Source organism: Dactylosporangium sp. NPDC051485, assembly GCF_040682015.1.
In the GTDB taxonomy this organism is placed as follows: Bacteria; Actinomycetota; Actinomycetes; order Mycobacteriales; family Micromonosporaceae; genus Dactylosporangium.
In genome coordinates, this window is sequence record NZ_JBFAZW010000083.1 from 23,401 (window position 1) to 48,993 (window position 25,593).

Here is a 25,593-nt window from a genome sequence, read left to right on the forward strand (position 1 = left end):
CCGGAGTCCGTGGCGCGCTACGCCTTTCCGGCGGGGCCCGTATGGAGCGACTGAGCCTTCGTGCCCTCGACGGCCTCGAGCATCGGCCGGCGATCCGGCGCGGGGACGCGGGCGTCGGCATCCTGCACCTCGGGCTCGGCGCGTTCCACCGGGCCCACCAGGCCGTGTTTACCGAGGACGCGATCGCCAAGGGCGGCGGGGACTGGGCCATCGCCGCCGTCGCGCCCCGCTCCCGCGCGGTGCTCGACCCGCTGCTGGAGCAGGACCTGCTGTACAGCGTGCTCGCCATCGACGCCGAAGGTGTGCGCCCGCGGGTGCTCGGCGTGCACGCGGCCGCCCTGCACGCCGCGAGCGAACCGGCCGCCGTCGAGGCGCGCCTGGCCGATCCCGCCGTCCGGATCGTGACGCTCACCGTCACCGAGAAGGCCTACCGCCCCGGCTCGGAGGTGCTCCGGCTGCTGCTGCGCGGGCTGCGGGCCCGGGGCGGGGCGCCGCTGGCCCTGGTCAGCTGCGACAACCTGCCCGGCAACGGCCACCGGCTGCGCGAGCTGGTCGCCGCCGAGCTGGGCGGCTGCGAAGGGTTGCGCTTCCCCTGCACGATGGTCGACCGGATCGTGCCCGCCAGCACGGAGGACACCTACGCCGCCGCGCAGGCCGCGCTCGGGGTCGTCGACCGGGCCGCGGTGGCCGCCGAGCCGTTCAGCCAGTGGGTCGTCGAGGACGACTTCCCCGCCGGGCGGCCAGCGTGGGACCTCGCCGGGGCGGTGCTCACCGCCGACGTCGCCCCGTGGGAACGGCTCAAGCTGCGGGTGCTCAACGGGGTGCACTCGGCGCTGGCGTACCTCGGCGCCCTGGCCGGCGCGTCCACCATCGACCGGGCGCTCGCCCTGCCCGGGATGCGCGCGGCGATGGAGGGGCTCATCCGCACCGACATCGCGCCGACGCTGTCCCCGCAGGAGGGGATTTCCATCGAGGTGTACGGCGGGCGCGTCCTCGAGCGCTTCGCCAACCCGGCCCTTCGCCACCGTACCCTGCAGGTGGCCATGGACGGCACGCAGAAGCTCCCGCAACGGCTGCTCGCCACCATCGCGGACCGGCGGGCGGCGGGGGTCGTCCCGCGGTACGCCACCCTCGTCCTCGCCGCCTGGATCCGCTTCGTGCGCGGCGTGGCCGACGACGGCACCCCGCTGCCGCTGGACGACCCGCTCGCCGACCGGCTGCGGGCCGCCCGCTCGCCGCTGGAACTCGACGCCGTCTTCCCGCCCGGCTTCGCCGACGACGCCGAGCTGCGCGCCGCCCTGGACGAGTGGGGCCGCGCACTCGACCGCCACGGCGTCGCCGGCACCCTGAAAGCACTGTGACGAGTGGGGCGCGCACTCGACCGCCACGGCGTCGCCGGCGCCCTGGAGGCGCTGTGACGAGCACGATGGCGAGCACCATCACCTGGACGCACCGGCCGGGCCGCTGAAATGGTTCGCTGACGGGCGGGCGGTCGCCATACGCTCGTGGCATGCGACCGGTGCAGGACGTCGTCTCCCGGATCCGATACGACGCCAGGCTCGACGCCGCCCGGTTCGTCATCGGCTACGAGGACCGCGGGGCCGGGCTGCGCGAGACGCCGCTGCTCGCCTTCGTCGGGGGCGGGGACGTGCCGTGGCACCGGGTCCAGTACGTCAAGGCCGGCCAGGTCATCGTCTGGGACCGCCGGACCCGGGTCGACCTCGTCTTCGACGCCGCCGTCGACCTCGCCGCCCTGGGCGAGCCCGAGGCCCGCTCCCCGCGCCGGCCGTCCAGGCGGGCCGTCTCGGCCTTCGGGGCGGCGGACTGCCTGCGCTTCGACCCGGTGGCGGGGCAGTGGCGGCCGGCCGGGCCGCCCGCGCCGGTGCGCGCCGACGTGGTGCAGGTGGCCACGTTCAACGTCCTGTCCGACGCCTACGACCGCGAGCTGACCTATCCCGAGCTGCGGTGGCCCGCCTGCGTCGAGCTGCTCGGCGGCCTCGGCGCCGACGTGGTCGCGCTGCACGAGGTCACCCACGAGCTGTGGGCGGCGCTGCTGGACGCGCCGTGGCTGCGCGCCGGCTACTGCGTCTCGGCCGGCCCGGACGCCGAGGTCGGCTACGGCACCACGCTGATCTCGCGCTGGCCGCTCGCCCTGGAGGTGCACCGGCTGTCGGCGTACAAGCGGCTCGTCCTCGGGCACACCGTGCTCAACGGGCGGCGCACCGGCTTCGTGGCCGCGCACCTGACCAGCGACCACACCGAGGGGGCGGAGCAGCGGCGGGAGCACCAGCTGCGGGTCGTCGAGGAGCGGCTCGCGCGCGGGGACCTGGAGGCCGCGGTGCTGCTCACCGACCTCAACGCCGGGGACGAGGCGGCGCCGTCGGTGCCCGGCTACGTGGACGCGTGGCGGGCCCTGCGCCCGCACGACGCCGGCTTCACCTTCGACCCTGCCGTGAACCCGCTCGCCGCCGTCGCCTCGCGGACCGGCCGGGCCGGCCGGCTGGACCGCGTCCTGGTCCGCGGGCCGCTGACCCCGGTGGTGGCCGAGCGCTTCGCCGACCGGCCCTTCGACGGCTCCTCGAAGTACGTCTCGGACCATTTCGGCGTCACCGCGCTGCTGCAGCCGGCGGTCCCGACCGTCGACGCGCCGCCGGTGCACACCTCGGCCCTGGTGATCCGGCCGCCGCAGCGGGTGTGGCCGGCCATCCAGGCGGTGCGGCGGGCCCACGACCCGTCGTACCGGCGCTGGATGCCGCACATCAACCTCGTCTACGGTTTCGTGCCGGAGGCTGACTTCGAGGATGCCGCGCGGGTGGCCGCGGCGGCGGTCGAGGGCTTCGGGCCGATCCGGGTCCGGCTCGCCCGGGCGCGCACCTTCCGGCACCGGGCCAGCACGACCGTCTGGCTGGAGCCGGAGGTCACGCCGCCGGGCGCGCTGCACCGGCTGCAGGCGGCGCTGGCCGAGCGCTTCCCCGCCTGCCGGGAGCGGGAGGGATTCACCCCGCACCTCAGCGTGGCCAAGCTGACCGGCGCCGCGACGCTGCGCCTCGACGACTGGGAGCCCGTGGAGTTCACGGTCACGGCGGTGGACCTCATCAGCCGCCGGGGCGACGAGCCCTTCGCCGTGCGCCGCACGGTGCCGTTCGCCACCGGCCACGACGCGGCCCGCGCGCTGGTCGAGGACGCCTGCGCCGCGCTCGCGCCGGGCTCCCGCGTCCACGTGGTCGGCTCCGTCCGGCTGGGCGTCGCCACCGAGTCCACGGACCTGGACCTGGTGTGGGCGGCGCCCACGTCGGGGCTGTCCGAGCTGGCCGGGCTGCTGCCCGGGGCGCGGCTGGCCGGCACCGTGGTGCCCGTGTTGCGGGCGAGCGTGGCCGGGGTCAGCGTCGACGTGCAGCACGTGGCCGTCGACCGGCTCGACCCGGCCGATCCCCGGCTGGACGACGCCGGGCGGCGGGCCGTGCTCGCCGTCGTGGACGCCGACGCGCTGCTGGAGGGCCTGGACCCGGCCGCGTTGCGGGCGCTGCTGGGCGAGGTCCGCGCCTGGGCCCGCGAGCGGGAGCTGGACGGCGCCGCCTGGGGCCTGGTCGGCGGCTTCAGCTGGGCCGTGCTCACCGCCGAGGCCATGCGCCACAGCGTGCGCGACCTCGACGGCTTCCTGCGCCACTGCGCCGGGCACCCGCGCCGGCCGCGCTCGGGCGACCGGCACGCCTACTGGCCGGTGTACTCGCCGACGCCGCCGGGGGTGAACACAACCCGCACGATGACCCGCTCGACGGCGGCGCTCGTCGACGGCGCGCTGCGCGGCCGCCCTCGGCCCGGCGCGCACGAGCGGTTCGTCGAGCTGGGCGGCGACGACCTCGACGGCCGGGTGCTCGGGCTGATCCTCGCGCTCGAGGACGCCGGCGCCACGGTCCGGCCCTACCCGCGCCGCCGCGCCCTCGGCATCGACGGCGGCGACCCGGCCGCGATCAGCGCGGCCCTGGCCGCCGCGGGTGGGGCTTCTCCGAACGGGTGACCTCCCTCATCTCGGGGGAGTTAGTCCGAACGTGCACGAATGCCCCCGCCGGAGCTGAATCATCCCAGCTCGGGCGCGCGCGCCGGGGAAGTGTCGTGACGATGTCCTTACGTTGCGTTGACGCGATTTGTGGGGAATTGGTGAGATACCCCGTCGCATGCAAAGGGATCGCATTCAAGGTTAGGGGTGCCGGCACTTGCGCCTGTACAGATTGCTCATCGGCGGGATCCTCGCGGCCGTCGTCTCCGCGCTGTTGCCCAGCGTGACGGCGTACGCGATCGGCGCCAACCTCATCGGCAACCCCTCGGCCGAGACGGCCCAGGGGACCGGGCCGGCCAGCTGGACCTTCGACAAATGGGGCACCAACCAGGCCACGCCGAGCTGGAAGTCCGGCGGCAAGGACGGCCAGAAGAGCCTGGCCATCACCATGACCTCGCGCACCTCCGGCGACGCCAAGTGGATGTCCGCGCCCGTCACGGTGAAGCCGAACACGAAGTACGTGGTCTCGGACTGGTACATCAGCGACGTGACCACGACCCTGGAGGTCGTCTACACCACCGCCGCGGGCAAGCAGACCTTCACCTGGCTGGCCGACGCGCCGGTCTCCAGCGGCTGGAAGCAGCGGTCGGTCGAGTTCACCACGCCGGCCAACGCGGTCAAGGCGTCCATCTACCACGTGCTGGCCAGCAAGGGCAGCCTGCAGACCGACCTGTACCTCCTGGCCGAGTCCGGCGCGTCCGACCCGACGCCGGCGCCGGCCTCGGTGACGCTGACCGCCCCGGCCGCCGGCGCCACGGTCAGCGGCACCCAGCAGATCGCGGCCACCGCCAGCGCCGGCGTGATCGGCGTGAAGTTCGCCGTCGACGGCGTCGACCTCGGCGCCGAGGTCACCACCGCGCCGTTCACGGCCAGCTGGGACACGAAGAAGGCGACCAACGCCGTGCACACCGTGACGGCCACCGCCCGCACCGCGGCCAGCGCCACCGCGGCCACCACCAAGGTCACCGTGACCGTGAACAACTCGACGGGCACCACGCCGCCGCCGGCCACGCCCGGAAACCTGATCGCCAACCCCTCGGTCGAGACCGCGAACGGGACGGCGCCGTCGGGGTGGACGAGCTCGGCCTGGGGCGCCAACACCACGACGTTCAGCTACCTGGGCACCGGGCACACCGGCAGCCGCAGCGTGAAGACGCAGATCACGAAGTACACCAGCGGGGACGCCAAGTGGAGCCCCGCCGCGGTCGCCGTCACGCCGGGCAGGACGTACCAGTACAGCAACTACTACCAGTCCAACGTGGACAGCGAGATCGACGTCGAGGTCACCATGGCCGACGGCTCGGCGCGGTACGCCTACCTGGCCACCGCCCCGGCGTCGGCGAGCTGGGCGAAGGTGAGCGCGCAGTACACCGTCCCGGCCGGCGCCACGAAGATCACCGTCTTCCAGGTCCTGGCCAAGGTCGGCTGGGTCACCGCCGACGACTTCTCCCTCGCCGAGTACACCCCGGCGCAGCTCAGCCGCGCGCTGGTCAGCCTCACGTTCGATGACGGGTGGCGCTCGCAGTACACCGCCGCCCTGCCGCTGCTGGACAAGTACCGCATGAACGCCACGTACTACCTGCTCACCAGCACCGCCGGCTACCCGGACTACATGACCAAGGCGCAGATGGGCGACCTGGCCTCCCACGGCATCGAGATCGCTTCGCACACCGTCGACCACCCGCACCTGCCCACGCTGACCGCGGCGAAGATCGACAGCGAGCTCAAGGACAGCCAGGCCACGCTGCGGCAGTGGTACGGGCCGACCGTGGCCAGGAACTTCGCCACGCCCTACGGCGAGTACAACGCCACCGTGCTGAGCACCAGCAAGAAGTACTACCGCTCGCACCGCTCCACGGACGAGGGCTACAACACCAAGGACAGCACCGACGTCAACAACATCAAGGTGCAGAACATCCTGGACACCACGACGCCGGCCCAGGTCGGCCAGTGGATCGACCAGGCCGTGCGGGACAAGAGCTGGCTGGTGCTGGTGTACCACGAGGTCTCCGCCACCGCCCAGGACCCGGCCTACGCCGTCACCCCGGCCAACCTCGAGGCCGAGCTGAAGCTGATCCAGCAGAAAGGCATCGCGGTGCGCACGGTTGACCAGGCACTCGACGAGGTGGTACGGCAGCTGGCTTAGGCTGGGACCGTGGGGTGGATCAGCAAGGACCTGGGGCAGTTCCTGCTCGGCCGGGATCCGGCGGTCCACCCCAGGACGCGCCTGGGCCGCGCGCTGCCCACCATCGGCGTCATCGCCGGCTTCCTGCTGGGGATCGCGGCCTTCCAGTACTACCTCGGCAACGCCACCCGCGGCGGCCAGGTCTGGTACGTCTTCTGCTCCGTCCTCATCGGCCTGTCGATCGCGTTGATCCCCTCCCGGCCGTTGCTGGCCTGGCGGCTGGCGTTCGTCACGGCGATCCTCACCGGCCTGCGCATCCACCTGCACCAGGGCACACCCTGGGAGTTCCAGCCGGTGCAGATGCTGAGCTACCCGGTGATCCTGTTCGTGGTGGCGGTCCGGCACCGCCGCGGCGTGGTGATCTGGAGCGGCGCGTCGGCGCTGCTGCTCATCCTGACCTACGTCGAGCCGAAGAACATCGGGGGCCTGCTGCTGGCCCTGCTGGCGGTGCTGGCCGTCGGCGATCAGATCCGGCGCCGCCGCGAGGTCCAGCGCGCGCTGGCCGAGGAGGAGGAGCGCACCGAGCTCGCCCAGGCCCGCCAGGCGGTGGTCGAGCAGCGCAACCGCATCGCCCGCGAGATGCACGACGTGGTGGCCCACCACATGTCGCTGATCGCCGTGCGGGCCGAGACCGCGGTCTACCGCATCGAGGGCGTGCCGCCGGCCGTCGCCGAGGAGCTTCAGGCCATCGCCGGTACGTCACGGGAGGCCCTCACCGAGATGCGGCGCCTGCTCGGCGTGCTGCGCGACGACTCCGTCGCGCTGACCGAGCCCCAGCCCACCCTCGACGAGCTGGCCGGGCTGGTCCGCGAGGCCCGGGAGGCCGGTGTGCCGGTCGAGTTCGCGCCGCTGCCCGGCGTCGAGGTGCCCCCCGGGGTCGGCCTGGCCGCCTTCCGCATCGTGCAGGAGGCCCTGAGCAACGCCCGCCGCCACGCCGCGGGCTCTCCCGTCACGATCCGGCTGTCACGCGACGACTCGGACCTGACCGTCTTCGTGCGCAACGGGCTGCCGGGCGCCGGGCCGCCCCCGGACGGGAAGGGTCACGGCCTGCTCGGCATGCGCGAGCGGGCCGCCGCCGTCGGCGGTACCCTCACCGCCGGGCCGGTCGGGGACGGCGGATACGAGGTCGTCGCCACGCTGCCGCTGAACGGAGACGCATGATCAAGATCCTGATCGTGGACGACCAGGCGATGGTCCGGCAGGGCTTCGCCGCGCTGCTGGCCGCCCAGCCCGACTTCACCGTGGTCGGCGACGCCGACAACGGCGAGCAGGGCGTGGCGCTGGCCCGCGAGCGCGCCCCCGACGTGGTGCTCATGGACATCCGCATGCCGGTCCTGGACGGCCTGGAGGCCACCCGCCGCCTGCTCGGCGTGGCCCCCGGCCTGCACCGGCCCCGCGTGCTCATGCTCACCACCTTCGACCTCGACGACTACGTGTTCGAGGCGCTGCGGGCCGGGGCCTCGGGCTTCCTGCTCAAGGACGCGCCCGCGGCCGAACTGGTCAACGCGGTGCGGGTGGTCGCGGCCGGTGAGGGGCTGCTGGCGCCGTCGGTCACCCGCAAGCTCATCGAGCAGTTCGCCGCCCGCCCGCGCCAGGTGACCCACCGCCCGGCCAAGCTGCGCGACCTCACCCCGCGGGAGGTCGAGGTGCTGCGGCTGATCGCCCGCGGCCAGTCCAACGCGGAGATCGCCGAGTCGCTGGTCGTCGCCGAACAGACGGTGAAGACCCACGTGAGCCGGGTGCTGCAGAAGCTCGACCTGCGCGACCGGGCCCAGGCCGTCGTGTTCGCCTACGAGACAGGCGTGGTCAACGCCGGCGAGTCGTAGTAGCTCCCCGGTACTACACCGGCGTGGCTCCCCGGAGTGACGTCCCCGGGCCGGGTGCGCTCCTACGGTTCGCGCATGTACACGGTTGAGACGCTCATCGACTGGTACCGCGGGCATGCCGCCGACCTGAGGGCCGCCCGCGAGGAGCAGCGGGAGTTGCTGGCCCAGCGCCCGATGCGCCCCAAGCTCGACGACATCGAGGCCGAGATCGCCTACCTGACCGTGCGGGCGCTGCGCCCGCGGGTGGTGGTCGAGATCGGGACGTACCACGGCTGGTCCACGTCCTGGCTGCTGCGGGCCCTGCGCGACAACGGCGACGGGGTGCTGCACAGCTACGACCGTATCGGCGCGGCCGCCGGGAACCTGCCCGACGAGCTGACCCGGACCCGCTGGCGGTTCACCCGCGGCGACGTGCGCGCCGCCGACCTGCCCGCCGATCCAGGGTTCGTGCTGCTCGACGCCCGGCACACCGCCGGCTTCGCCCGCTGGTACACCGCCGGCCTGCTGGAGCGGCTGCGGCCCGGGGTCGCGGTCGCCGTGCACGACGTCTTCCACGGCAGGCGCCCGTGGCCGGGCAGCGAGGGCGCGGTGCTGCTGCGCTGGCTGCGCGGCAAGGGCCTCGCGTACCTGACCGCGTCCCGGCGCGGCGACCCCGACCTGCACGACCACCTGCTGAGCGTGAAGCGGCGCCTGCGCATGTCGGCCCCCGTGCACCGCCACTCGTGCGACCCGATGCTCTTCTTCGGTACCGCAGGACTACGCGCATGACGGCTCCGCGGTATGACGAGTGGCACCCGGCCCCGTTCCTACCTTGCCCGGCATGCGAACGCTCCTGCTGCTTCCCGTCGTCGCCGCCGTCCTGACCGTCTTCGGCCCCACCCACCCGGCGCACGCCGAGCCGCCGCTGCCGATCCAGAGCGCGCGGTACGCCGACGGCCTGGCCCTGGAGGTCGTGGGCGACCCGCAGCGGGCCGAGACGGTGGTCGTGCTTGTGCCCGGCGTGAACACCACCGCGGCCAACTTCGACCACGGCCTCGGCGGCGTCGAGCGCCGGGCCCCCGTGTACCAGGCGCGCTCGCTGGCCGCCGAGATCGCCGCGCTCGGCGGCACCGGCGCGGCCGGCCGGGTCGCGGTCGTGGCCTGGCTCGGTTACCACCCGCCGTCCGGCGTCGGCCTCGGCGCGGCCCGCGAGGACCTGGCCGCGGCCGGCGCGGCGGCGCTGCGCGAGTTCGTCGGGCGGCTGCCCGGCCGGCGCATCGTCGTCGTCGGGCACAGCTACGGCTCCACCGTTGTCGGCCTGGCCGCGCCCGGGCTTGACGGGCGGGTCACCGACATCGTGGCCCTCGGCAGCCCCGGCATGGGCGTGGACTCGGCCCGGGACCTGCACACCGCCGCGCACGTGTGGGCCGGCACCGCGCCCGGCGACTGGACCCGACGCATCCCGGGCGTGCGGCTGGCCGGCGCCGGCCACGGCGCGCACGCCTACGACCCCGCGTTCGGCGCCGAGGCCCTGCCGGTCGGCGGGGTCGACGGCCACGACGGGTACTTCGTGCCCGGCACCGACAGCCTGCGCGCCCTGGCCGGGATCGCCATCGGGGCGCCCGGCGATCAGCGCTTGTAACCCTGCAGGGCCGCCTCCAGCCGGGGCTTGGCGTCGGGCGGCAGGTGGCCGCCGTCGGCGAGGGCCTGGCGGACCAGGGCCCGGAAGGTCTCCGAGAACTGCGCGTAGTGCGGGGTCACCGGGCGGGTCCGCGCATCGCGGATCGCCTCCAGCAGGGTGGGGGCGTAGCGGTACCGCTGGATCACCTCGGCGTCGCGGTAGACGATCTCCCGGGTGGCCGCGAACCCGCCCCGCTCGAACAGGATCTGCTGGCTGCGTTCCCCGGTGAGGAACTCGATGAGCGCCCGGGCGGCCCGCGGGCGGCGGCTGTGTGCGGCGATGGCGAGGTTCTGCCCGCCCAGCGCGCTCGGGCCGGGCAGCCGCGTCACGGCGAAGTCCAGGGCCTTGGCGCTGTCGCCGGCGCTCGGCGGGTCCAGCGCCCGGTGCGCGACCGGCCAGTTGCGCATGAAGAGCACCCGGCCCGCGGCGAAGGCCTGGGTCGTGCCCAGCTCGTCGAAGCCCAGCGAGTCGGGCAGGATCACCTGCGGCGTCCCCGCCGTGAGGCCGGTGGCGAGCCGGGTCAGGCCGGCCCGGGCCTCCGGGGAGTCGATCACCACGTTGCCGTGCGGGTCGACCACGTCGCCGCCGGCCGCCCAGATCGCCTCCAGCGCGTTCACCGTCAGGCCCTCGTAGTCGGCGAGCTGGCCCGCATAGCCGGCGGCCGGGGCACCGGGCCGGCCGAGCGCCTGCTGCACCGAGGCGACCAGCTGCGTCCACCCCTTGGGCGCCTGCGGCGCGAGCTTGTCGCGGTAGTACAGCAGGCCGGCGTCGGTGTTGAACGGCAGCGCCCACAGGTGCCCGTCGTAGCGGCACGTCTGCAGCGGGGCCGGCAGGTAGCCGGTGGTGTCGGCGCCGTCGAGGTCGCGGATGTACCCCCGCGAGGCGAACTCCGCCGTCCAGGTCACGTCGAGGTTGTAGACGTCCGCGTCGCCCTTGCCGCCGCCCTGCGCCCGGGCGACCATCTCGCTGCGCTGGGCGTCGGCGCCCGCGGCGATCTCCTCGATGCGGGCGGGGTTGCGCGGGTGCAGCGCGTTCCACTGGTCGACGAGGGCCTGGCGCTGGTTGCCCTGCCCTTCGTCGCGCCCGCTGAGGATGACCAGCTCCCCGTCCTCGATCCCGTCGTCGCCGGCGAACAGCGGCACCACGACGAGGCCGGCGAGCAGCGTGAGCCCGACCCCGGCGACGAGCCCCAGCAGGAGCATCTCCAGCCGCGGGCGCCGCGGCCACCGGATCCTTCGTGTCGCCGTCTCAGGCATGCGCCGCCTCGCCTCCCCAGAGCAGTGCGAACAGGTCCTGCAGGACGTCGCCGATGGCGCCCGGTGCGGCGTCGTAGCAGGCGCCGCCGGTGTGGGTGGTGACGTCGCGCAGCGCGAAGGCGCCGCAGCTGGCCTCGCCGATGGCGATGACGAAGACCCGCACACCGCGGCCGCGCACGGCGCCGTCCACCTCGGCCGGGGCCAGGCCGCTGGTGTCGTTGCCGTCGGTGAGCACCACCAGGCTGGCGATGCGCTCCTGCGGGCCGCCGGTGCCCGCGTCGCGCACGCCGTCGAGGATCGCGGGCAGCAGCGGAGTGTTGCCGGCCGGGCGTACCCCGGCCAGCCCGCCGGTGGCGGCCCGGGCCCGCGGCACGCCGCCGATCGGCTCGTCGGCCCGGCCCAGCGGCACGATCTCGCGGCTGCCGGCACCGCGTCCGTCGGCCGGGAACACCCGCAGCCCGAACTCGTCGCGCCCGCTCATCAGCTCCAGCGCCCGGCTCACCCCGGCCGCGGCCACCTGCAGCCGGGTCGTGCCGGCCCGGTCCACGGCGGTCCGCATCGAGCCGGAGACGTCCAGGGCGAGCAGGATCCGGCCCGGGCGGCGGGCCTGGGCGTAGTGCTGCAGCGCCCGGCCCAGCGCGTCCGGCGCCGGGGGCCGGCGGTCGAACGCCACCCCGGCGTGCGCGCCGAAGCGCTCGGTCAGCGGCTCGGCCACGTCGAACAGCGGCGGCGGGCGCAGCGCGGCCCGCACCAGCGCCCGCTTGCCGTCCTCGCCGCGCAGCCACTCGCCGAAGGCCTTGGCCGCGGCGGCGCTCGCCGCGCCGGTGCCGTCCCAGCCCAGGCGCACGAACGGGTGGTCGGCCGCGACCGTGTCGGTCGGGTAGAAGGCGACCAGCGTCTGCTCGGAGTCCGGCGGGCCCTTGTCCAGCCCGCAGCCGAGCCCCTGGTTGAACCGCACCAGCGCCTGCTCGGTGACGATGGCCGCGGCGCGGTGCGGGTCGCCCGCATGCTTGCGGCACAGCAGCTCGGTGGCCTCGCCCAGCGGGAAGCCGCCGGCGTCGAGGGAGCGCTCGATGCGCTGCTCCACCGCCCGGGCCGCGGTGGCGTCGGCCCGCAGCCCGCCGTAGAGCGACGCCGTGGCCAGCGCGCCCGCGTCCGACACCGCCGGGTCGGGCCGCAGCACGTCCCAGCCGCGCCGGGTCACCTCGGCCCACAGCTGTGCCCACGTCATGTCCTGCCGCCGGTCGGCGAGGTCCTCCGGCACCGCGATCGCCGGCACGCCCAGCACCACCGGGGAGGCGGCGACCGTGCGCTGCTCGGCGATCGGCACCGGCACCGCGAAGCGGGTGGCCGCGTCCCGGGCCGCGTCGACGTCGGCGGTGGCGTCGGGCAGCCACACGTCGGGGCGCGGGCCGATGCGGCGCAGGGCGTCGTTGGCCCAGCCGCTGCCCACGGCCTCGCGGGCGTCGGTGGGGCGGGACGGGTACACGTACAACTCGGCGGTGGGGCAGCCGTGCTGCGCCTGCGCCGTCGACGCCTCGAACTCGCCGGCCAGCTGCCGGGCCGCGCCGAGCTGCTCGGCCGAGGTCAGCACCCGCACCGCCGCCGGCCGCGGACAGCCGCGCCACCAGCGCTGGGCCGCGTCGAGTGCCTTGGGCACGGTGTAGCCCAGCGCGAGCGCGACCACGCAGAACCCGCCGACCAGGGACAGCACGCGCGGCTGCAGCAGCCGGCGCAGCTTGGTGAGCGCCCCGCCCGACCAGCGCAGCAGCGGCTCGAACAGCCCGGCCGCGAGCAGCCCGCCGAGCCCACCGATGGCCGAGCCGACCACGAGCATCGCCCAGCGCCCCAGGGACGCCGGCTGCCCGGTCGACAGCTGCTGCAGCGCGATGCCCGCCCCGGTGAACAGCGCGACGAGCACCGATACGAGTGGCCGGGCCGATTCGCGGCCGTTGCCGTTGGTTGTCCGGTCGCCCGTTTCGCCCATGCCGGCGGCGCACCTCCTGGCGGGTTGGAAGTACCTTCTGGCGGTTTTGGAGCTACCTTCTGGCGGTTTGGAGCTACGTCTATCATGCCCCTCGATGTCCAGCCGCGCCGTCTATGCTGCCGCGCATGGCAGACTTCGATGTGTTGGTCTTGGGCGGCGTCGGCGTGGACACCATCGTCCGCGTGCCCGAGCTGAGCATTCCGTCCGGCGACTACCTCCCCGTCAGCGGCGTCGGCGACTACGTCGGCCACTCGGGCAACGGCGTGGCGCTGGGCTTCAGCGCCCTGGGTCTGCGCACCAAGTTCGCCGCGCTCGTCGGCGACGACCCGCAGGGCGAGCTGATCCGGGCCCGGTACGCCGCCGCCGGCCTGAACTTCGTGGCCTGCCCCGCCCCGAACGGCACCCCGCGCAGCATCAACCTGGTCGACGCGGCCGGCCGCCGCTTCTCCTTCTTCGACGGCCGCCACCCGGCGGGCACGCTCATGCCGGAGGACTCCTACCTGCCGCTGCTGGAGCGGGCCGCGCACGTGCACGTCGCCACCACCCAGACCCCGGCCGTCTGGGCGGCCGCCCGCGAGCTGGGCATCTCCACCTCGACCGACATCCACGCCTGGGACGGCGCCGACGAGTGGGGCTGGTCCCTGGCCGGCGAGGCCGACGTGGTCTTCCTGTCCTCGGCGGCGGCCCCGGACCGCATCGAGGACATCATGCGCCGCATCGTCACCGAGGGCCGGGCGTCGATCGTGGTGGCCACCGAGGGGGAGGCCGGCAGCCGCGTGCTGGCCCGCCGGGGCGAGGACGTGCTGCGCTTCCCGATCGCCCGCCCGGAGCGGCCGGTCGTGGACAGCAACGGCGCCGGCGACGCGTACAGCACCGCGTTCATGAGCCGCTGGCTGCGCGGCCGCCCGCTGCCGGAGTGCGCCCTGGCCGGCGCGGTCTCCGGCGCCTTCGCCTGCGGCGCCGCCGGCACTCACGAGGAGCTCATCACGGAGCCCCAGCTGGCCGCCGCCGTCGCCCGCGCGACGCGTTAGGGGAGCCGGGACCACGGGCGTCGAGCAGGTCGCGCGCACCGTCGCCGCCCAAATCCGAAATGTCGGGGCACGCCCGGTATTTCGGTCCGGACCGGGTGAGCCGCACAGGCCCGGACGCGCGCGGCCTGAGGCAGGATCGACGGTATGAGTGGACTGTTCGCGGAGCTCGGGATCGAAGGGCCGGTCGTGGCGGCGCCGATGGCCGGTGGGGCGAGCACGCCCGCGCTCGTCGGGGCGGCCGCCCGCGCCGGGGCGCTCGGGTTCCTCGCCGGCGGTTACCGCACCGCCGAGGACCTCGGGGCGCAGATCAGGGCCGTGCGCGAGGGCGGGGCGGCGGCGTTCGGGGTCAACGTGTTCGCGCCGAACTCGGTGCCGGTCGAGGCGGGGGAGTTCCGGCGGTACGCCGAGCGGCTGCGCGCCGAATGTGAGCCCTACGGGCTGGATCTCGGCCTGGCCGAGCCCGTCGAGGACGACGACCGCTGGGGCGACAAGCTCGAGCTGCTGCTGGGGGACCCGGTGCCGGTGGTGTCGTTCACGTTCGGGCTGCCGCCGGGGGACGCGGTCGCGCGGCTGCGCCGGCAAGGGGTGCTCGTGCTGCAGACGGTGACCACGCCGGCGGAGGCGCGGGCGGCGGCCGCGGCCGGGGTGGACGGGCTCGTCGTGCAGGCGGCGGCGGCCGGGGGGCACTCGGCGACCTTCACGCCGGACGTGTGGCCCCGGGAGGTACCGCTGCCGCAGCTCCTGAGGGAAGTGGCGGGCGCGGTGCGGCTGCCGCTGGTCGGGGCCGGGGGAGTGGGGACCGCGGACGACGTGGCGGCGGCGCTCGGGGCCGGGGCGGAGGCGGTCATGGTGGGCACGGCGCTGCTGCGGGCGGACGAGAGCGGGGCGTCGGCCGTGCACAAGGCGGCGCTGGCCGAGCGGCCCGCCGCGGGCACGATCCTGACCCGGGCGTTCAGCGGGCGTCCGGCGCGGGCCATTCGCAACGGGTTCGTCGAGCGGCACCATGCGCATGCGCCCGTCGGGTACCCGGCGTTGCATCACCTCACGACGCCGCTGCGCCGGGCGGCGGCCGCGGCGGGGGACGCCGATCGGGTCCATCTGTGGGCCGGCACCGGGTTCCCGCACGGGCAGGCCCGGCCCGCGGGCGAGGTGCTGCACGGGCTGGCGGGGAAGGCCTGATCAGGACGCGAGGCCGTGCTGGGGCCCGGCCCGCGGGCGAGGTGCCGCACTGAGCTGGCGGGAAGGCCTCGAGGCCGTGCTCGGGCCCGGCCCGTGCGGCGAAGGGAAGGGCCGATCAGGACGCGAGGCCGTGCTCGTAGGCGTAGCGCACGGCCTGGGCGCGGTCGCGGACGCCGGTCTTGGCGAAGAGGCGGTTCACGTGCGACTTGACCGTGACCTCGGTGACGAACAGGCGCTCGGCGATCTCGCGGTTGGACAGGCCCTCGGCGATCAGGCCGAGCACCTCCGCCTCCCGCGCGGTCAGGCCGTCGGGCAGGGGACCCGCCCCGGCGACCGGAGTGGGGGCCGGCGGCTGGGCCTGCACGGCGGCGGCCAGGAGGCGCTGCTGCACCTGGGCGTCCAGCACCGACTGCCCGGCCGCGGCGGCGCGCACGGCCTGGGCGATCTGGACGCGGCCGGCGTCCTTGGTGAGGTACCCCAGCGCCCCCGCCCGCAGCGCGGCCAGGATGTGTTCGTCGTCGGCGTACGTGGTCAGCACGACGACGCGGGTCTGCGGGTGCCGGGCGCGGATGAGGCCCGTCGCCTCGACCCCGTCGCGCCGGGGCATGCGCAGGTCCATCAGGACGACGTCCGGGTGCTCGCGGGCCACGAGATCCAGCGCCTGCTCGCCGTCGGCCGCCTCGCCGACCACCTCCACGTCGTCGAGCAGGCCCAGCATCACGGCGAGGCCCTCGCGGACGGCGGTCTGGTCGTCGGCCACGACTACCCGGATCGTCATGCGGGCATCTTCACATCCACCAGCCACCCGTCGGCGTACGGCCCGGCCTCGACCGTGCCGCCGGCGAGCTCCGCCCGCTCGCGCAGGCCGGTCAGGCCGTAGCCGGAGGACAGCCCGGTGGTGGGCGGGCCGGCCGGGCCGTGGTTGCGCACGGTCAGGCGGACCGCCTCGGGCAGGTACTCCAGCCGCAGCTGCACGGCGCTGCCCGGTGCGTGCTTGCGCACGTTGGTCAGGGCCTCCTGCGCGCCGCGGAAGAGGGCCAGGCCGGCCTCCGGGGTCAGCTCGCGCGGGTCGCCGTCGACGGCGAACGTCGCCGGGGCGTCCAGGTCGGTGCGGTAGCCGGCGGCGAGCTCGCCGACCAGCTCGGGCAGCGGGACCGGGTCGCCGCGCAGCGCGCTGACCGCCCGGCGCGTCTCGGTGAGGCCGTCGCGGGCCAGGCGCCCGGCCTTGTCCACGATGACGGCGGCGTCGGCCGCGCGGTCGCGCTCCAGCAGCGCGGCGGCGGTCTCCAGCTGCACCGACAGGGCCGACAGCGAGTGGGCCAGCACGTCGTGGATCTCGCGGGCCAGGCGGGCCCGCTCGGCCAGGGCGGCAGTGCGCGCCTGCTCGCCGGCCAGGGCCTTGTCCTGCTCGGCCCGCGCCTCGCGCTCGCGCCGGATGGTGCCGAGCAGCAGGATCACCAGCAGGGCGCCGGCCCAGATGACGATGGCCTCCAGCGGGGTGCCGACCAGCGCGTGGGTGACGGCGAGCGCGGCGGTGGCCACGCCGGTCTGGATCGCCGCCTGGACGAGCGGCAGCGAGGCGGTGGCGGTGACCACGGCGGCGAGGGCGTAGCAGGCGCCGTAGCCGCCCGGGCGGGCCGCGGTCATGAAGACGCCGGTCGCCATGCAGATGCCGGTGGCCCACGGCTGCAGCCGCGGGCCGAGGCGGACGGTCATCGCGAGCCAGGCCGCCGCGCCGACGGCCACGCCCGCGAGCAGGGCCAGGCCCCGGCCGGAGAGGCCCGGCCGGGGCTCGTCCTGGAAGATCGCGACCGTCAGGATCACCAGGAAGATGACGCTGCGCAGCTGGCGCCAGCGCGCGATCTGACGGTCGGTCACGTGGTACATCCCCTCAGTCTGGGGCATCGCCGCAGCGGCCGCCCCGGCGGTCACTGGCCGAGGCCGGCGCCCGACCGGGCCGCCTTGCGCGCGCCGCGCGGGGCGAAGGGGGCGCCGGTGGCGATCGCCCGGCGGCCGACGATCGCGGCCTCGCCGAGGAAGCTCAGGCCCGCGACCAAGGCCACACCGGCGGACAGCACGTCGGAGTCGGCGCCGAGCGCGTGGCCGGCCAGCGACTGGCCGATGCGCAGCACGATCAGGCCGGCCCAGATCGCGATGGTGAGGAGCGTGTAGCGGTACCACACGTGGCCGTGCTGCACGAAGACCTTCACGGTCAGGCCGCGCACGATGCCGCCGAGGACGGCGACGAGCGCGCTGGCGCCGAGCACCACGCCGTCGATCACCGCGTGGTGGCCGGCGGCCGTGAAGTCGATCTTCGACAGGGCGAGGCCGCCGAGCGCGATCAGGATCAGCGGCGGCACGACCAGGCGCCGGGCCTCGAGCGGCTCGCCGGCGTACCGGCGGATCATGAGCAGGACGATGACGGCGAGGACGATCAGCGCGGTGGTGAGGTTCATGCCGAAGACGCTAGGGATCGGGCCCTTCCGGCACCGCCACCCACGGGTGGAAACCGGTGCGTCAGCGGGTGGAGATCTCGGCGCGTACGCCGGCTCGCCCTGTCGGTCTACGAGCGGGTGCTGGCTACTCCAGCGCGCTGACGGCGGCCTCGGCCCGCGCGGTGGCGTAGGCGTGCCCCAGCGCCCGGGCGCGCTCCAGTGCCGCGCGGGCGCCGCCGGTGTCGCCCAGCGCGAGGGCGCGGATGCGGCGCAGGTCGGGCTCGGAGAACCCGCTCTGCCCGGGCAGCCCCAGCTCCAGCGCCGCGCCCGCCACCTCGGCCGCCTCCGCGCGCCGGTCCAGGGTGAGCAGCGCGTCGGCGTAGAGCGCCTCGAGCCGGCCGAAGCGCCGCATCGCCGGGCCCAGGTGCTCGCGGGCGGCGGCCATCCGGGCGAGACCGTCCGGCCCGCCAGTGCGCACCTCCGCCCAGCCCAGGACCAGACTTGCCAGGCTGCGGTACTCCGCGTGCCCACCCCGCTCCGCCAGCGCCAGGGTGGCGCGGGCGGCCTCGGCCGCCGCACCGGGATCGTCGCGGTCCGCGGCCACGACCGCCACGAAGTGCGCGACGTACATGTCCAGGAACAGCTCGCCGACCCGGGCCGCCCGCTCCCGGGCCGCGCGCAGGTGCGCCTGGGCCGCGGCGTCGTCGCCGAGCAGCCCGGAGGCGATGGCGGCCGGCGCGTGCGCGCCGATGATCGGGTCCCAGTTGACGATGGGGAAGATCGGCTGCTCGCCGCCGGGCAGCGCGGCGAGGGCCGTGGTGAAGCACTGGTGCGCGCGGGGCAGGTCGAGCACGGTCAGCGCGGCGTGGCCCTCGTGCACCTCGGCCACCAGCGCCGCCCACGGGTCGTCGGCCCCTTGCGCGGCGGGCGAGCGGGCGATCGCGACGGCGCGCTGCACGTCACCCGCGGCGGTGTGGAAGCTGGCGTACCCCCACAGCGCCGGCAGCACGTCCAGCACCGGCCGGCCGCGCAGCCGCAGCAGCAGCGGCTCCATCGCGGCGTACTCCTCGGCGACGCCGGAGGCGAGGTAGCCGTCCGTGGCCTGGCGCATGTAGGCGAGCCGGATGCGCAGGTCGAGCTCGGCGACGTCGCGCCGCTCCCCGGCCGGCGCGCGGTGCAGCAGGCCGAGGGCCTCCTGCAGCAGCGCCGCGGCCTGCTCGTGCGCGGTGCGCTCGTAGGCCTCGCGGGCGGCCAGGGCCAGCGCGGGGGCCACGTCGTAGGGCGTCAGCACCGGCAGCGCCTCGCGCAGGTGCCCGGCCAGCGTGGCGGCCGTGCCCAGGCCGGTGTCGCGCAGCGCCTGGGCGGCCCGGGCGTGCAGCCGGGCCCGGCGCAGCGGCCCCTGGTCCAGATAGGCGGTCTGGCGCACCAGGTCGTGCGAGAACCGCAGCAGGCCGGGGTCGTCGGTGGCGGTCAGCAGCCCGGCGACCACGGCCGTGTCGAGCGTGTCGAACAGGTCCAGCTCGTCGATCTGCACGACTTCCCGCAGCACCGGTACGGCGACATCGCGCCCCAGCACCGACGCGACCGCGAGCACCGCGTTGACCTGACCGGGGAGCTTGGCCAGGCGGCGGCGGACCACCTCCTGGACGCGCACCGGCACGTGCTCGGGCGACAGGGTGCGCTCGGCCACGAGCACCCGCAGCAGCTCGACCACGAAGAACGGGTTGCCGCCGGTGCGGTCGGCGAGCATCTCGACCGTCTCCGCCGGCACGTCCCCGCCGGTGACCGAGCGGGCGAGCGCCGCGATGGCCTCGACGCCGAGGCCGGCCAGCGGCAGGCGTTGCGCGGCGGGGTCGGCGACCAGCTCGGCCAGGACGCCGGCCAGGGGCGCCTCGGGGGCGAGTTCGGCCTCGCGGTACCCGACGGCCAGCAGCACCCGGCTGCGCCGCAGCGCCTTGGCGAACATCGTCAGCAGCACCGTGGAGGGGGCGTCGAGCCAGTGCGCGTCGTCGAGGACGAGGACCAGCGGCGCGTGGGCGGCGAGCCGGCCCAGGCCGTCGACGATGCCCTGGAAGAGCCGGGACCGGGCCATCTCCGGATCGCTGAGGCGCTCGGCGGCCGGCAGCGGCAGCGTGTCGCCCAGCGTGGGGTCGAGCACGGCGGGCAGGTTGCCGTACGGGGCGAACGCCGCGGCCAGCGCCTCGGCGGCGCCCTCGGCCGCGGCGATTTCGCGCAGGATCTGGGCCCACGGCAGGAAGACCGGCGGCGCCTCCCCGTCCACGCCGGTGCCGGTGCCGACCAGGGCCCGGCCGTGCGCGCGGGTGGCGACCTCGCGCAGGAGGGCGGACTTGCCGATGCCGGGGCTGCCGGAGACGAGCAGCAGGCGGCCCCGCCCGGCGGCCACCTCGGCGAGCAGCCGGTCCACGGTCCGCAGCTCCTCGTCGCGCCCCACGAGCCCTTCGGGCACCTCGGCAATGTCCGGGACGGGGGACTGCGCGCCGGACATTTCCGGAATGTCGGCGGCGGCCGAAGGGGTGGTTGTCGAAGGAGTGGTGGTTGAAGGAATGGTGACCGACGGGGCGGCGGCCGAAGAGGCGGTGGCAGGCTGGGAGGGGGCGGGGGCGGACAGGTGCGAGGCCTGGCGCAGGATGTCGCCCGCCAGCTGCTGCAGCTCCGGGCCGGGCTCGATGCCCAGCTCGTCGATCAGCCCGGTGCGGGCGCGCGCGTAGGCGGCCATCGCGTCGGCCTGCCGGCCGCTGCGGTACAGGGCCAGCATGAGCAGGGCCCAGAGCCGTTCGCGGTAGGGCGCCTCGGCGAGGGCGGTCTCCGTGCGGTACACCACCTCGGAAGCGCGGCCGAGGGACAGCAGCGCCTCGGCGTGCCGCTCGACCGCGCTCAGGCGCAGCTCCACCAGGCGGCCCCGCTCGGCCCGGGCCAGGGGCGAGTCGCCGAGCTCCGGCAGCGGATCGCCCCGCCACAGCTCCAGGGCCGCGGCCAGGATGTGCAGCGCGGCGGACGGGTCGGCGGCCAGGTCCGCCGAGGCGCGCTCGACCGCCGCGGCGAACCGGGCCGCGTCCACCGACTCGGCCGGCACCTGCAGCAGGTAGCCCGGGGCGCGGCTGACCAGCACGGCGGAGCGGTCGCGCGAGGTGCGGTCCGGCTCCAGGGCCCGGCGCAGCCGCGAGACGTAGGCCTGCAACGAGGAGATGGCGCGCTCGGGCGGCTCCTCGGCCCACAGCTCGTCGATGAGCCGCTGCACGGAGACGATGCGGCCGGGCTGGACGGCCAGCATGGCGAGCACGGCCCGCTGCTTCGGGGTGCCGGTGTCGACCGGGCCGGCGGGCCCGTCGACCTCGAGCGGGCCGAGGATGCGGAACTCCAGGATGCGGGACCCTCCCCTGATCGTGCGCGCCGCGGAATGGGCGCCGGGCTGAGCGTACGGGCAGGCGCCGGTTTCGAGGGAGGCCACGCCGTTGAGGCCGATCCGTTCGGCCGGGGGCGACCAGCCGAACGGGCGATGATCTTCCGCGACGTACGCTGAGTATATGAGCGTCCTCGAGGACTTTGGGCGGGCGAGCTACGTCAGCCTGACCACCTATCGCAAGAACGGCACCACCGTCGCCACCCCCGTGTGGCACGCGGTGCACGACGGGGAGCTGTTCATCGTGTCCGGCGCCGATGCCTGGAAGGTCCGGCGCATCCGCAACGACAGCCGGGTCGGCGTGACCGTGTGCAACGTCCGCGGGAAGATCGCGCCGGGCGCCCCCACCGCCACCGGCACCGCCCGGCTGCTCGACGAGGCCGGCACCGCCCGGGCGCGGGAGTACATCGCCCGCAAGTACTTCATGTCCCGGGCCGGGAACTTCTTCACCCGCGTGCTGCGCCTGCGCCGGCCGCCGGTGATCGGGATCGCGGTCGCCGTCTGACGCGCACGGAAAGGGCCCGGGCGACGCGCGACCCGGGCCCCTCCGACGTGCGGTGGTGCTAGCTCAGCGTGACGGCCGTGTCGTCGATGACGAACGAGGTCTGCAGCGAGGAGTCCTCGGTGCCGCTGAACTTGATGTTCACCGTCTGGCCCGCGAAGGCGTTCAGGCTGAAGCTCTTGAGCTGGTAGCCGGAGCCCTTGTTGAGGTTGGACAGCGTGCCCAGTGTGGTCGTGCCGGCCGTGATGGTCAGCTTGTCGTACTGGACCGTGGTGGTCGTCTCGGCCGAGTCGACGTGCACGTAGAACGTGAGCGTCGCGTTACATCCGGCCGGGATGGTCACCGATTGGTTGATCGCCTCGGTGTGGGTGCTGCCGTAGCCGTCGAGCCAGGCGCTGTACGTGCCGCCGTGCGCGGCCTGGCCCGAGGCGGCCCACTGCCCGATGGTGCCGGTGTTGCCGGCCCACGAGGAGGTACCGGACTCGAAGCCGGGGTTGGCCAGCTTCTGGCCCGAGCAGCCGCCGGTCGGCGGCGAGGACGGCGGGCTCGACGAGGTGGGCGGCGGCGTGGTGCCACCGGTGCAGGTCGGGTCGGCCGACTGGGCCGGCACCGACACCGCGTCCCACGCGGCCTTGACCGTGTTGAACTCGGTGCAGCTGCCCGGGAACAGGTTCTTCGCCGCGGTCAGCGTCCAGGTGCGGTACTTCAGGTACGACGACGACGACGTCTTCATGAGCATCGCGTTGTACATGATCTTGATCGCGGTCTGGATGCCGAGGCCCGTCACCGTGCTGTTGTTGCAGGTGGAGCTGGCCGGCTGGCCGTTGCCGCTGGTGCCCTGCGACAGCAGGTAGAACCAGTGGTTGCCGGGGCCGGCGGCCGCGTGCACCTCCTCCGACGGGATGCTGCTGGAGTAGCAGTTGTCGTCGCCGAGGGCCGACGGGTTGTACATGTTGCGGATCGGGCCGCTGCCGACGAGGTTGATCTGCTCGCCGACCAGGAAGTCCGGCGGGTCGTTCGGGTTGTTCGCGAACCACTCGGTGGCCGCGCCGAACGTGTCCGCGACGAACTCCTGGGTGTTGCCACCAGAGATACCGCCCGGCGTGTGATCGTCGATACCGTGGCCGTTCTCGTGGCCGACCACGTCGGCCGAGGCGATCCACTGGTTGGCGGAGTTGTGCCCGATCTGGACCTGGGTGCCGTCGTAGTACGCGTTTTCGTCGGCGAGGCCCACGCGCAGCGGCCAGGCGCCACCGCTGCCGTCGAACGAGTTGCGGCCGAGCCACGAGGACAGCATCGAGATCTCGGTCTGCGCCACGTAGAGCGCGTCGACGCAGCCGGTCTCCCGGTCGGTGCCGGAGCCGTTGCCCCACACGTCGTCGGGGCCGGAGAACGTGGTGTTGTTCGCCGCGTTCTGGCAGGAAAGACTCGTGATGGTCGGGTCCTTCATGCTGTACGTCGTGCCCGAGTGGGTCGTGTTCAGCGTGACCGAGCCGTTGCTCCAGCCCGTGCCGGTGCCGTCCACGACGTGCTCGGTGGTGCCGAGCAGCGCGCCGGTCTTGGCGTCGACGTCCACGCTGAGACGGCTGATGCCTTCCTTGCCGAAACCGTTGAGCGTGGTCTCGTACGCCAGCTTGGCCGCCCCGTCGAGGGTGTACACGACCAGCTGCGTGCCCTCGACGTTCTTGACGGTGGTCAACTGCTGGCGAGCGATCGCCTCGGCCGCCGACGCGCTGATCGAGGGCGTGGTCGAGAGGCTGCCGATCGCCTTGGTCTGCGCCACCGACGTGTACCTGGTCGCGCCGGCCTTGTCGGTGACGACGACGAAGTCGCCGCCGCGGACCTGCAGGCCCTTGTAGGTGCGCTCGTACGCGATGTACTTCGCGCTGCCCGACGCCGTGACCGACTTCTGCACGTAGGCCTCGTCGGAGCTGGGCTGCAGCACGCTCGGCTTGCTCTTGACGAACGAGTCGACCGATCGTGCGGCGGTGGCGTTGGAGACCTCGAGGCCCGGGGCCGGTGATGGGGGTGACGCTGACGCTTGCACTGCCGCGGCGGTGCCGGCTGTTACCAGCCCGACCGCGAACACGCCGGCCGCTGTAGCGAACCGTGGAGAGAGCTTCAAGGGTGCCTTCTTTCAGCAACGACGCGCCCCACCGGGGAATGTGTGACGGGGTGCGCCGGAACCAGTGGAGACACGCGCTCGTCGAAGCGTCTGGATGGCCGGCGCGCGCGCCGTGGTGCCGGCCTGCCGTCTTCATCGACTCGCAGCGATGCGAGGACGATCACACATCGAGGAAGACTTGGACAAGGGTCGATGCCCTCAGGGAGACCCTCGCCCCCACCCTGTACTTGAGGGGCTGAAACATGCCAGAAATCTCGCGCTCCGTAGATCAACGGGCCCAAATGTCGCTACTCCTTGTCTACTTTTCACTGGCATTCGCGTCAATGTTAGGGTGCGCACGTGGAAGCCGAGTCGCTCGGGGCGGTCGCCGCCGTCGTCTCGGCATCAGGTATTGCGGGCCGCCGGTTGCGTGAGGTCGTCGCCCGGCTGGTCGAGGGCCCCGCCACCCTGGAGGACCTCGTCCGCGACTTCGCCGTCCCGCGCCGCACCGCCGAGGCGCTCCTGCGCGCGGCCGGCACCGACCTCGACCGCGACGCCGGGCGGTTCTCGCTGCGGGAGCCGGTGCGCCAGGCGTACCGCGAATGCTTCTCCCTGTCGGCGCTGGAGCACCGCCCGCGGGTCACCGGCATGGCCGAGCTGATCGCCGGCGCCCCCGCCGCGGACCGCGAGCTCGACCACGTCTCGGCGACCGCCGACACCGCCCAGCGCCGGGCCGAGTGGCTCGCCACCACCTACGACCTGGCCGGCGCCCGCCTGGTCTGCATCGGCGACCACGACCTGACCTCCCTCGCCGTGCGCCGCGCCTGCCCGGACGTGGCCATCACCGTGGTCGACGTCGACGAGCGCCTCCTGGCCTACATCGACGCCCAGCGGGCCGGCATCGCATGCCTGCACGCCGACCTGCGCTTCGGCCTGCCGCCGGCGGTGGCCGGGAGCGCCGACCTGATCTTCACCGATCCGCCGTACACCCCGGAGGGTGTGCAGCTCTTCCTCGGCCGCGGCGCGCAGGCGCTGCGCGACCGGGACAACGGGCGGCTGGTCATGGCCTACGGCTTCAGCCCGCTCACCCCGGCGCTGGGCCTCAAGGTCCAGCGCGCGGTGCTCGACCTGGACCTCGTCATCGAGGCGATGCTGCCGGCCTTCAACCGCTACCACGGCGCCCAGGCCGTGGGCAGCGCCAGCGACCTGTACGTCTGCCGCCCCACCCCGCACGCCTGGCAGATCCTGGACCGGCGCCTGGACCGGCTGGCCGGCGCGGCCAACATCTACACCCACGGCAGCCAGTCGCTGGAGGGCGCGGCGCGGACCGGGCCGGCCCGGATCCTGGGCGGGGGGCCGCTCCACGCCGAGGAGGTCACGGTCGATCTCTCCGCCGACCCCGGCCCCTGGCTCGCCCGGGTACTCCTCGCCCTCAACGCGCCGTCCGTGCGCCTCCTGGTGCCGAACAACCATCCGGACCTGCGCGACGAGCCCGCCCAGGTCGCCCTGCGTTCGCTGGTCGCGGCGAAGTACGACCTGCGGCTGCGGCGCAGCCACCCGGGCCCGCGCGAGGCGACCGTTGAGGCGGTGCGCCGCTCGGGGGGTCCGGCCGCGGCCGAGTGGCTGCTGACCCACGCCCACGGCAAGCTCGGCAACGTGCTGCGGGAGGCCCTCCTGCGGGCCGATCCTTCCCTGTCGCGGGTGGAGGCGCAGGCCCGCGCGGATGCGGCGATCGGCCCGGACCACCTCGACGCCCGCCTGCTCGACCTGCCCCGCCACGCGATCGCCCGCCTGCTGGCGCTCTGACCCGCGTCCGCGCCGCGGGCCTGCGGTTTTTGTCCGCGTCTCGTGCCCGCGCCCGCGTCTCGTGCCTTGCGCCCGCGTCTCGTGCCCGCGCCCGCGTCTCGCGCCTTGCGCCCGCGCCAGCGCCTCGCGCCTTGCGCCCGCGCC

The 25,593-nt window shown here is 74.8% G+C and carries 18 protein-coding genes; 11 read left to right on the forward strand and 7 right to left on the reverse strand.

All coding sequences use genetic code 11. The features are described from left to right. Positions 1–41 precede the first annotated feature (41 nt). The 7 genes from AB0M46_RS36275 (at position 42) to AB0M46_RS36305 (ending at position 9,689) form a co-directional block, all read left to right on the forward strand. Positions 42–1,361: a mannitol dehydrogenase family protein gene (locus AB0M46_RS36275; protein WP_363343703.1), complete on the forward strand. Its 1,320-nt coding sequence runs from the start codon at positions 42–44 to the stop codon at positions 1,359–1,361. 149 nt (positions 1,362–1,510) lie between these two features. After that, entirely contained in the window at positions 1,511–4,018 is a 2,508-nt protein-coding gene (locus AB0M46_RS36280; protein ID WP_363343705.1) for an RNA repair domain-containing protein, read from the forward strand. Between the two features lie 196 nt (positions 4,019–4,214). Further along, positions 4,215–6,203 (forward strand): polysaccharide deacetylase family protein, encoded by a 1,989-nt coding sequence (locus AB0M46_RS36285; RefSeq protein ID WP_363343707.1) that lies wholly within the window; start codon positions 4,215–4,217, stop codon positions 6,201–6,203. Between the two features lie 9 nt (positions 6,204–6,212). Then, positions 6,213–7,403: a sensor histidine kinase gene (locus tag AB0M46_RS36290; protein WP_363343709.1), complete on the forward strand. Its 1,191-nt coding sequence runs from the start codon at positions 6,213–6,215 to the stop codon at positions 7,401–7,403. Next, complete coding sequence (locus AB0M46_RS36295; protein WP_363343711.1) at positions 7,400–8,068, forward strand: response regulator transcription factor; 669 nt, start codon at positions 7,400–7,402, stop codon at positions 8,066–8,068. The genes AB0M46_RS36290 and AB0M46_RS36295 overlap by 4 nt, the downstream gene beginning before the upstream one ends. Positions 8,069–8,143: 75 nt before the next feature. After that, the gene (locus AB0M46_RS36300; protein ID WP_363343713.1) at positions 8,144–8,836 is read left to right on the forward strand and encodes a class I SAM-dependent methyltransferase; all 693 of its coding nucleotides are present in this window, start codon (positions 8,144–8,146) and stop codon (positions 8,834–8,836) included. 52 nt (positions 8,837–8,888) lie between these two features. Then, the gene (locus AB0M46_RS36305; protein ID WP_363343715.1) at positions 8,889–9,689 is read left to right on the forward strand and encodes an alpha/beta hydrolase; all 801 of its coding nucleotides are present in this window, start codon (positions 8,889–8,891) and stop codon (positions 9,687–9,689) included. On the opposite strand, the gene AB0M46_RS36310 is transcribed toward AB0M46_RS36305, so the two are convergent. Further along, entirely contained in the window at positions 9,677–10,984 is a 1,308-nt protein-coding gene (locus tag AB0M46_RS36310; RefSeq protein WP_363343717.1) for an extracellular solute-binding protein, read from the reverse strand. The genes AB0M46_RS36305 and AB0M46_RS36310 overlap by 13 nt on opposite strands. Beyond that, a complete protein-coding gene (locus AB0M46_RS36315; RefSeq protein ID WP_363343719.1) occupies positions 10,977–12,971 on the reverse strand; it encodes a substrate-binding domain-containing protein in 1,995 nt (664 codons plus the stop codon). Before AB0M46_RS36315 ends, AB0M46_RS36310 begins: the two co-directional genes overlap by 8 nt. A 125-nt stretch (positions 12,972–13,096) precedes the next feature. Between AB0M46_RS36315 and AB0M46_RS36320 the strand changes: the two genes are divergently transcribed. Further along, positions 13,097–14,002: a carbohydrate kinase family protein gene (locus AB0M46_RS36320; RefSeq protein ID WP_363343721.1), complete on the forward strand. Its 906-nt coding sequence runs from the start codon at positions 13,097–13,099 to the stop codon at positions 14,000–14,002. Positions 14,003–14,146: 144 nt separating this feature from the next. After that, positions 14,147–15,181 carry a nitronate monooxygenase gene (locus AB0M46_RS36325; protein ID WP_363343723.1) on the forward strand — a complete coding sequence of 345 codons (1,035 nt, stop codon included), beginning with the start codon at positions 14,147–14,149 and terminating at the stop codon, positions 15,179–15,181. Between the two features lie 115 nt (positions 15,182–15,296). Here the strand turns inward: AB0M46_RS36325 and AB0M46_RS36330 are convergent, their stop codons facing one another. The 4 genes from AB0M46_RS36330 to AB0M46_RS36345 all read right to left on the reverse strand — a co-directional run bounded on the left by AB0M46_RS36330 (position 15,297) and on the right by AB0M46_RS36345 (position 21,085). Beyond that, positions 15,297–15,959, reverse strand: coding sequence for a response regulator transcription factor (locus AB0M46_RS36330; protein WP_363343725.1), 663 nt, complete (start codon positions 15,957–15,959; stop codon positions 15,297–15,299). Next, positions 15,956–17,059 carry a histidine kinase gene (locus AB0M46_RS36335; protein WP_363343727.1) on the reverse strand — a complete coding sequence of 368 codons (1,104 nt, stop codon included), beginning with the start codon at positions 17,057–17,059 and terminating at the stop codon, positions 15,956–15,958. The genes AB0M46_RS36330 and AB0M46_RS36335 overlap by 4 nt, the downstream gene beginning before the upstream one ends. A gap of 50 nt (positions 17,060–17,109) precedes the next feature. Beyond that, on the reverse strand, positions 17,110–17,637 hold the full coding sequence (locus AB0M46_RS36340; protein WP_363343729.1) for a hypothetical protein: 528 nt from the start codon (positions 17,635–17,637) through the stop codon (positions 17,110–17,112). A gap of 124 nt (positions 17,638–17,761) precedes the next feature. Further along, positions 17,762–21,085 (reverse strand): BTAD domain-containing putative transcriptional regulator, encoded by a 3,324-nt coding sequence (locus AB0M46_RS36345; protein WP_363343731.1) that lies wholly within the window; start codon positions 21,083–21,085, stop codon positions 17,762–17,764. Between the two features lie 76 nt (positions 21,086–21,161). Between AB0M46_RS36345 and AB0M46_RS36350 the strand changes: the two genes are divergently transcribed. Then, on the forward strand, positions 21,162–21,542 hold the full coding sequence (locus AB0M46_RS36350) for a PPOX class F420-dependent oxidoreductase (RefSeq protein WP_363343733.1): 381 nt from the start codon (positions 21,162–21,164) through the stop codon (positions 21,540–21,542). Positions 21,543–21,600: 58 nt separating this feature from the next. Here AB0M46_RS36350 and AB0M46_RS36355 read toward each other — a convergent pair whose 3' ends face one another. Beyond that, positions 21,601–23,664 (reverse strand): M4 family metallopeptidase, encoded by a 2,064-nt coding sequence (locus AB0M46_RS36355; RefSeq protein ID WP_363343735.1) that lies wholly within the window; start codon positions 23,662–23,664, stop codon positions 21,601–21,603. A 339-nt stretch (positions 23,665–24,003) separates the two neighbouring features. Here AB0M46_RS36355 and AB0M46_RS36360 point away from each other — a divergent pair, with 339 nt between their 5' ends. Continuing rightward, on the forward strand, positions 24,004–25,449 hold the full coding sequence (locus AB0M46_RS36360) for a bis-aminopropyl spermidine synthase family protein (protein ID WP_363343737.1): 1,446 nt from the start codon (positions 24,004–24,006) through the stop codon (positions 25,447–25,449). Positions 25,450–25,593 lie beyond the last annotated feature (144 nt).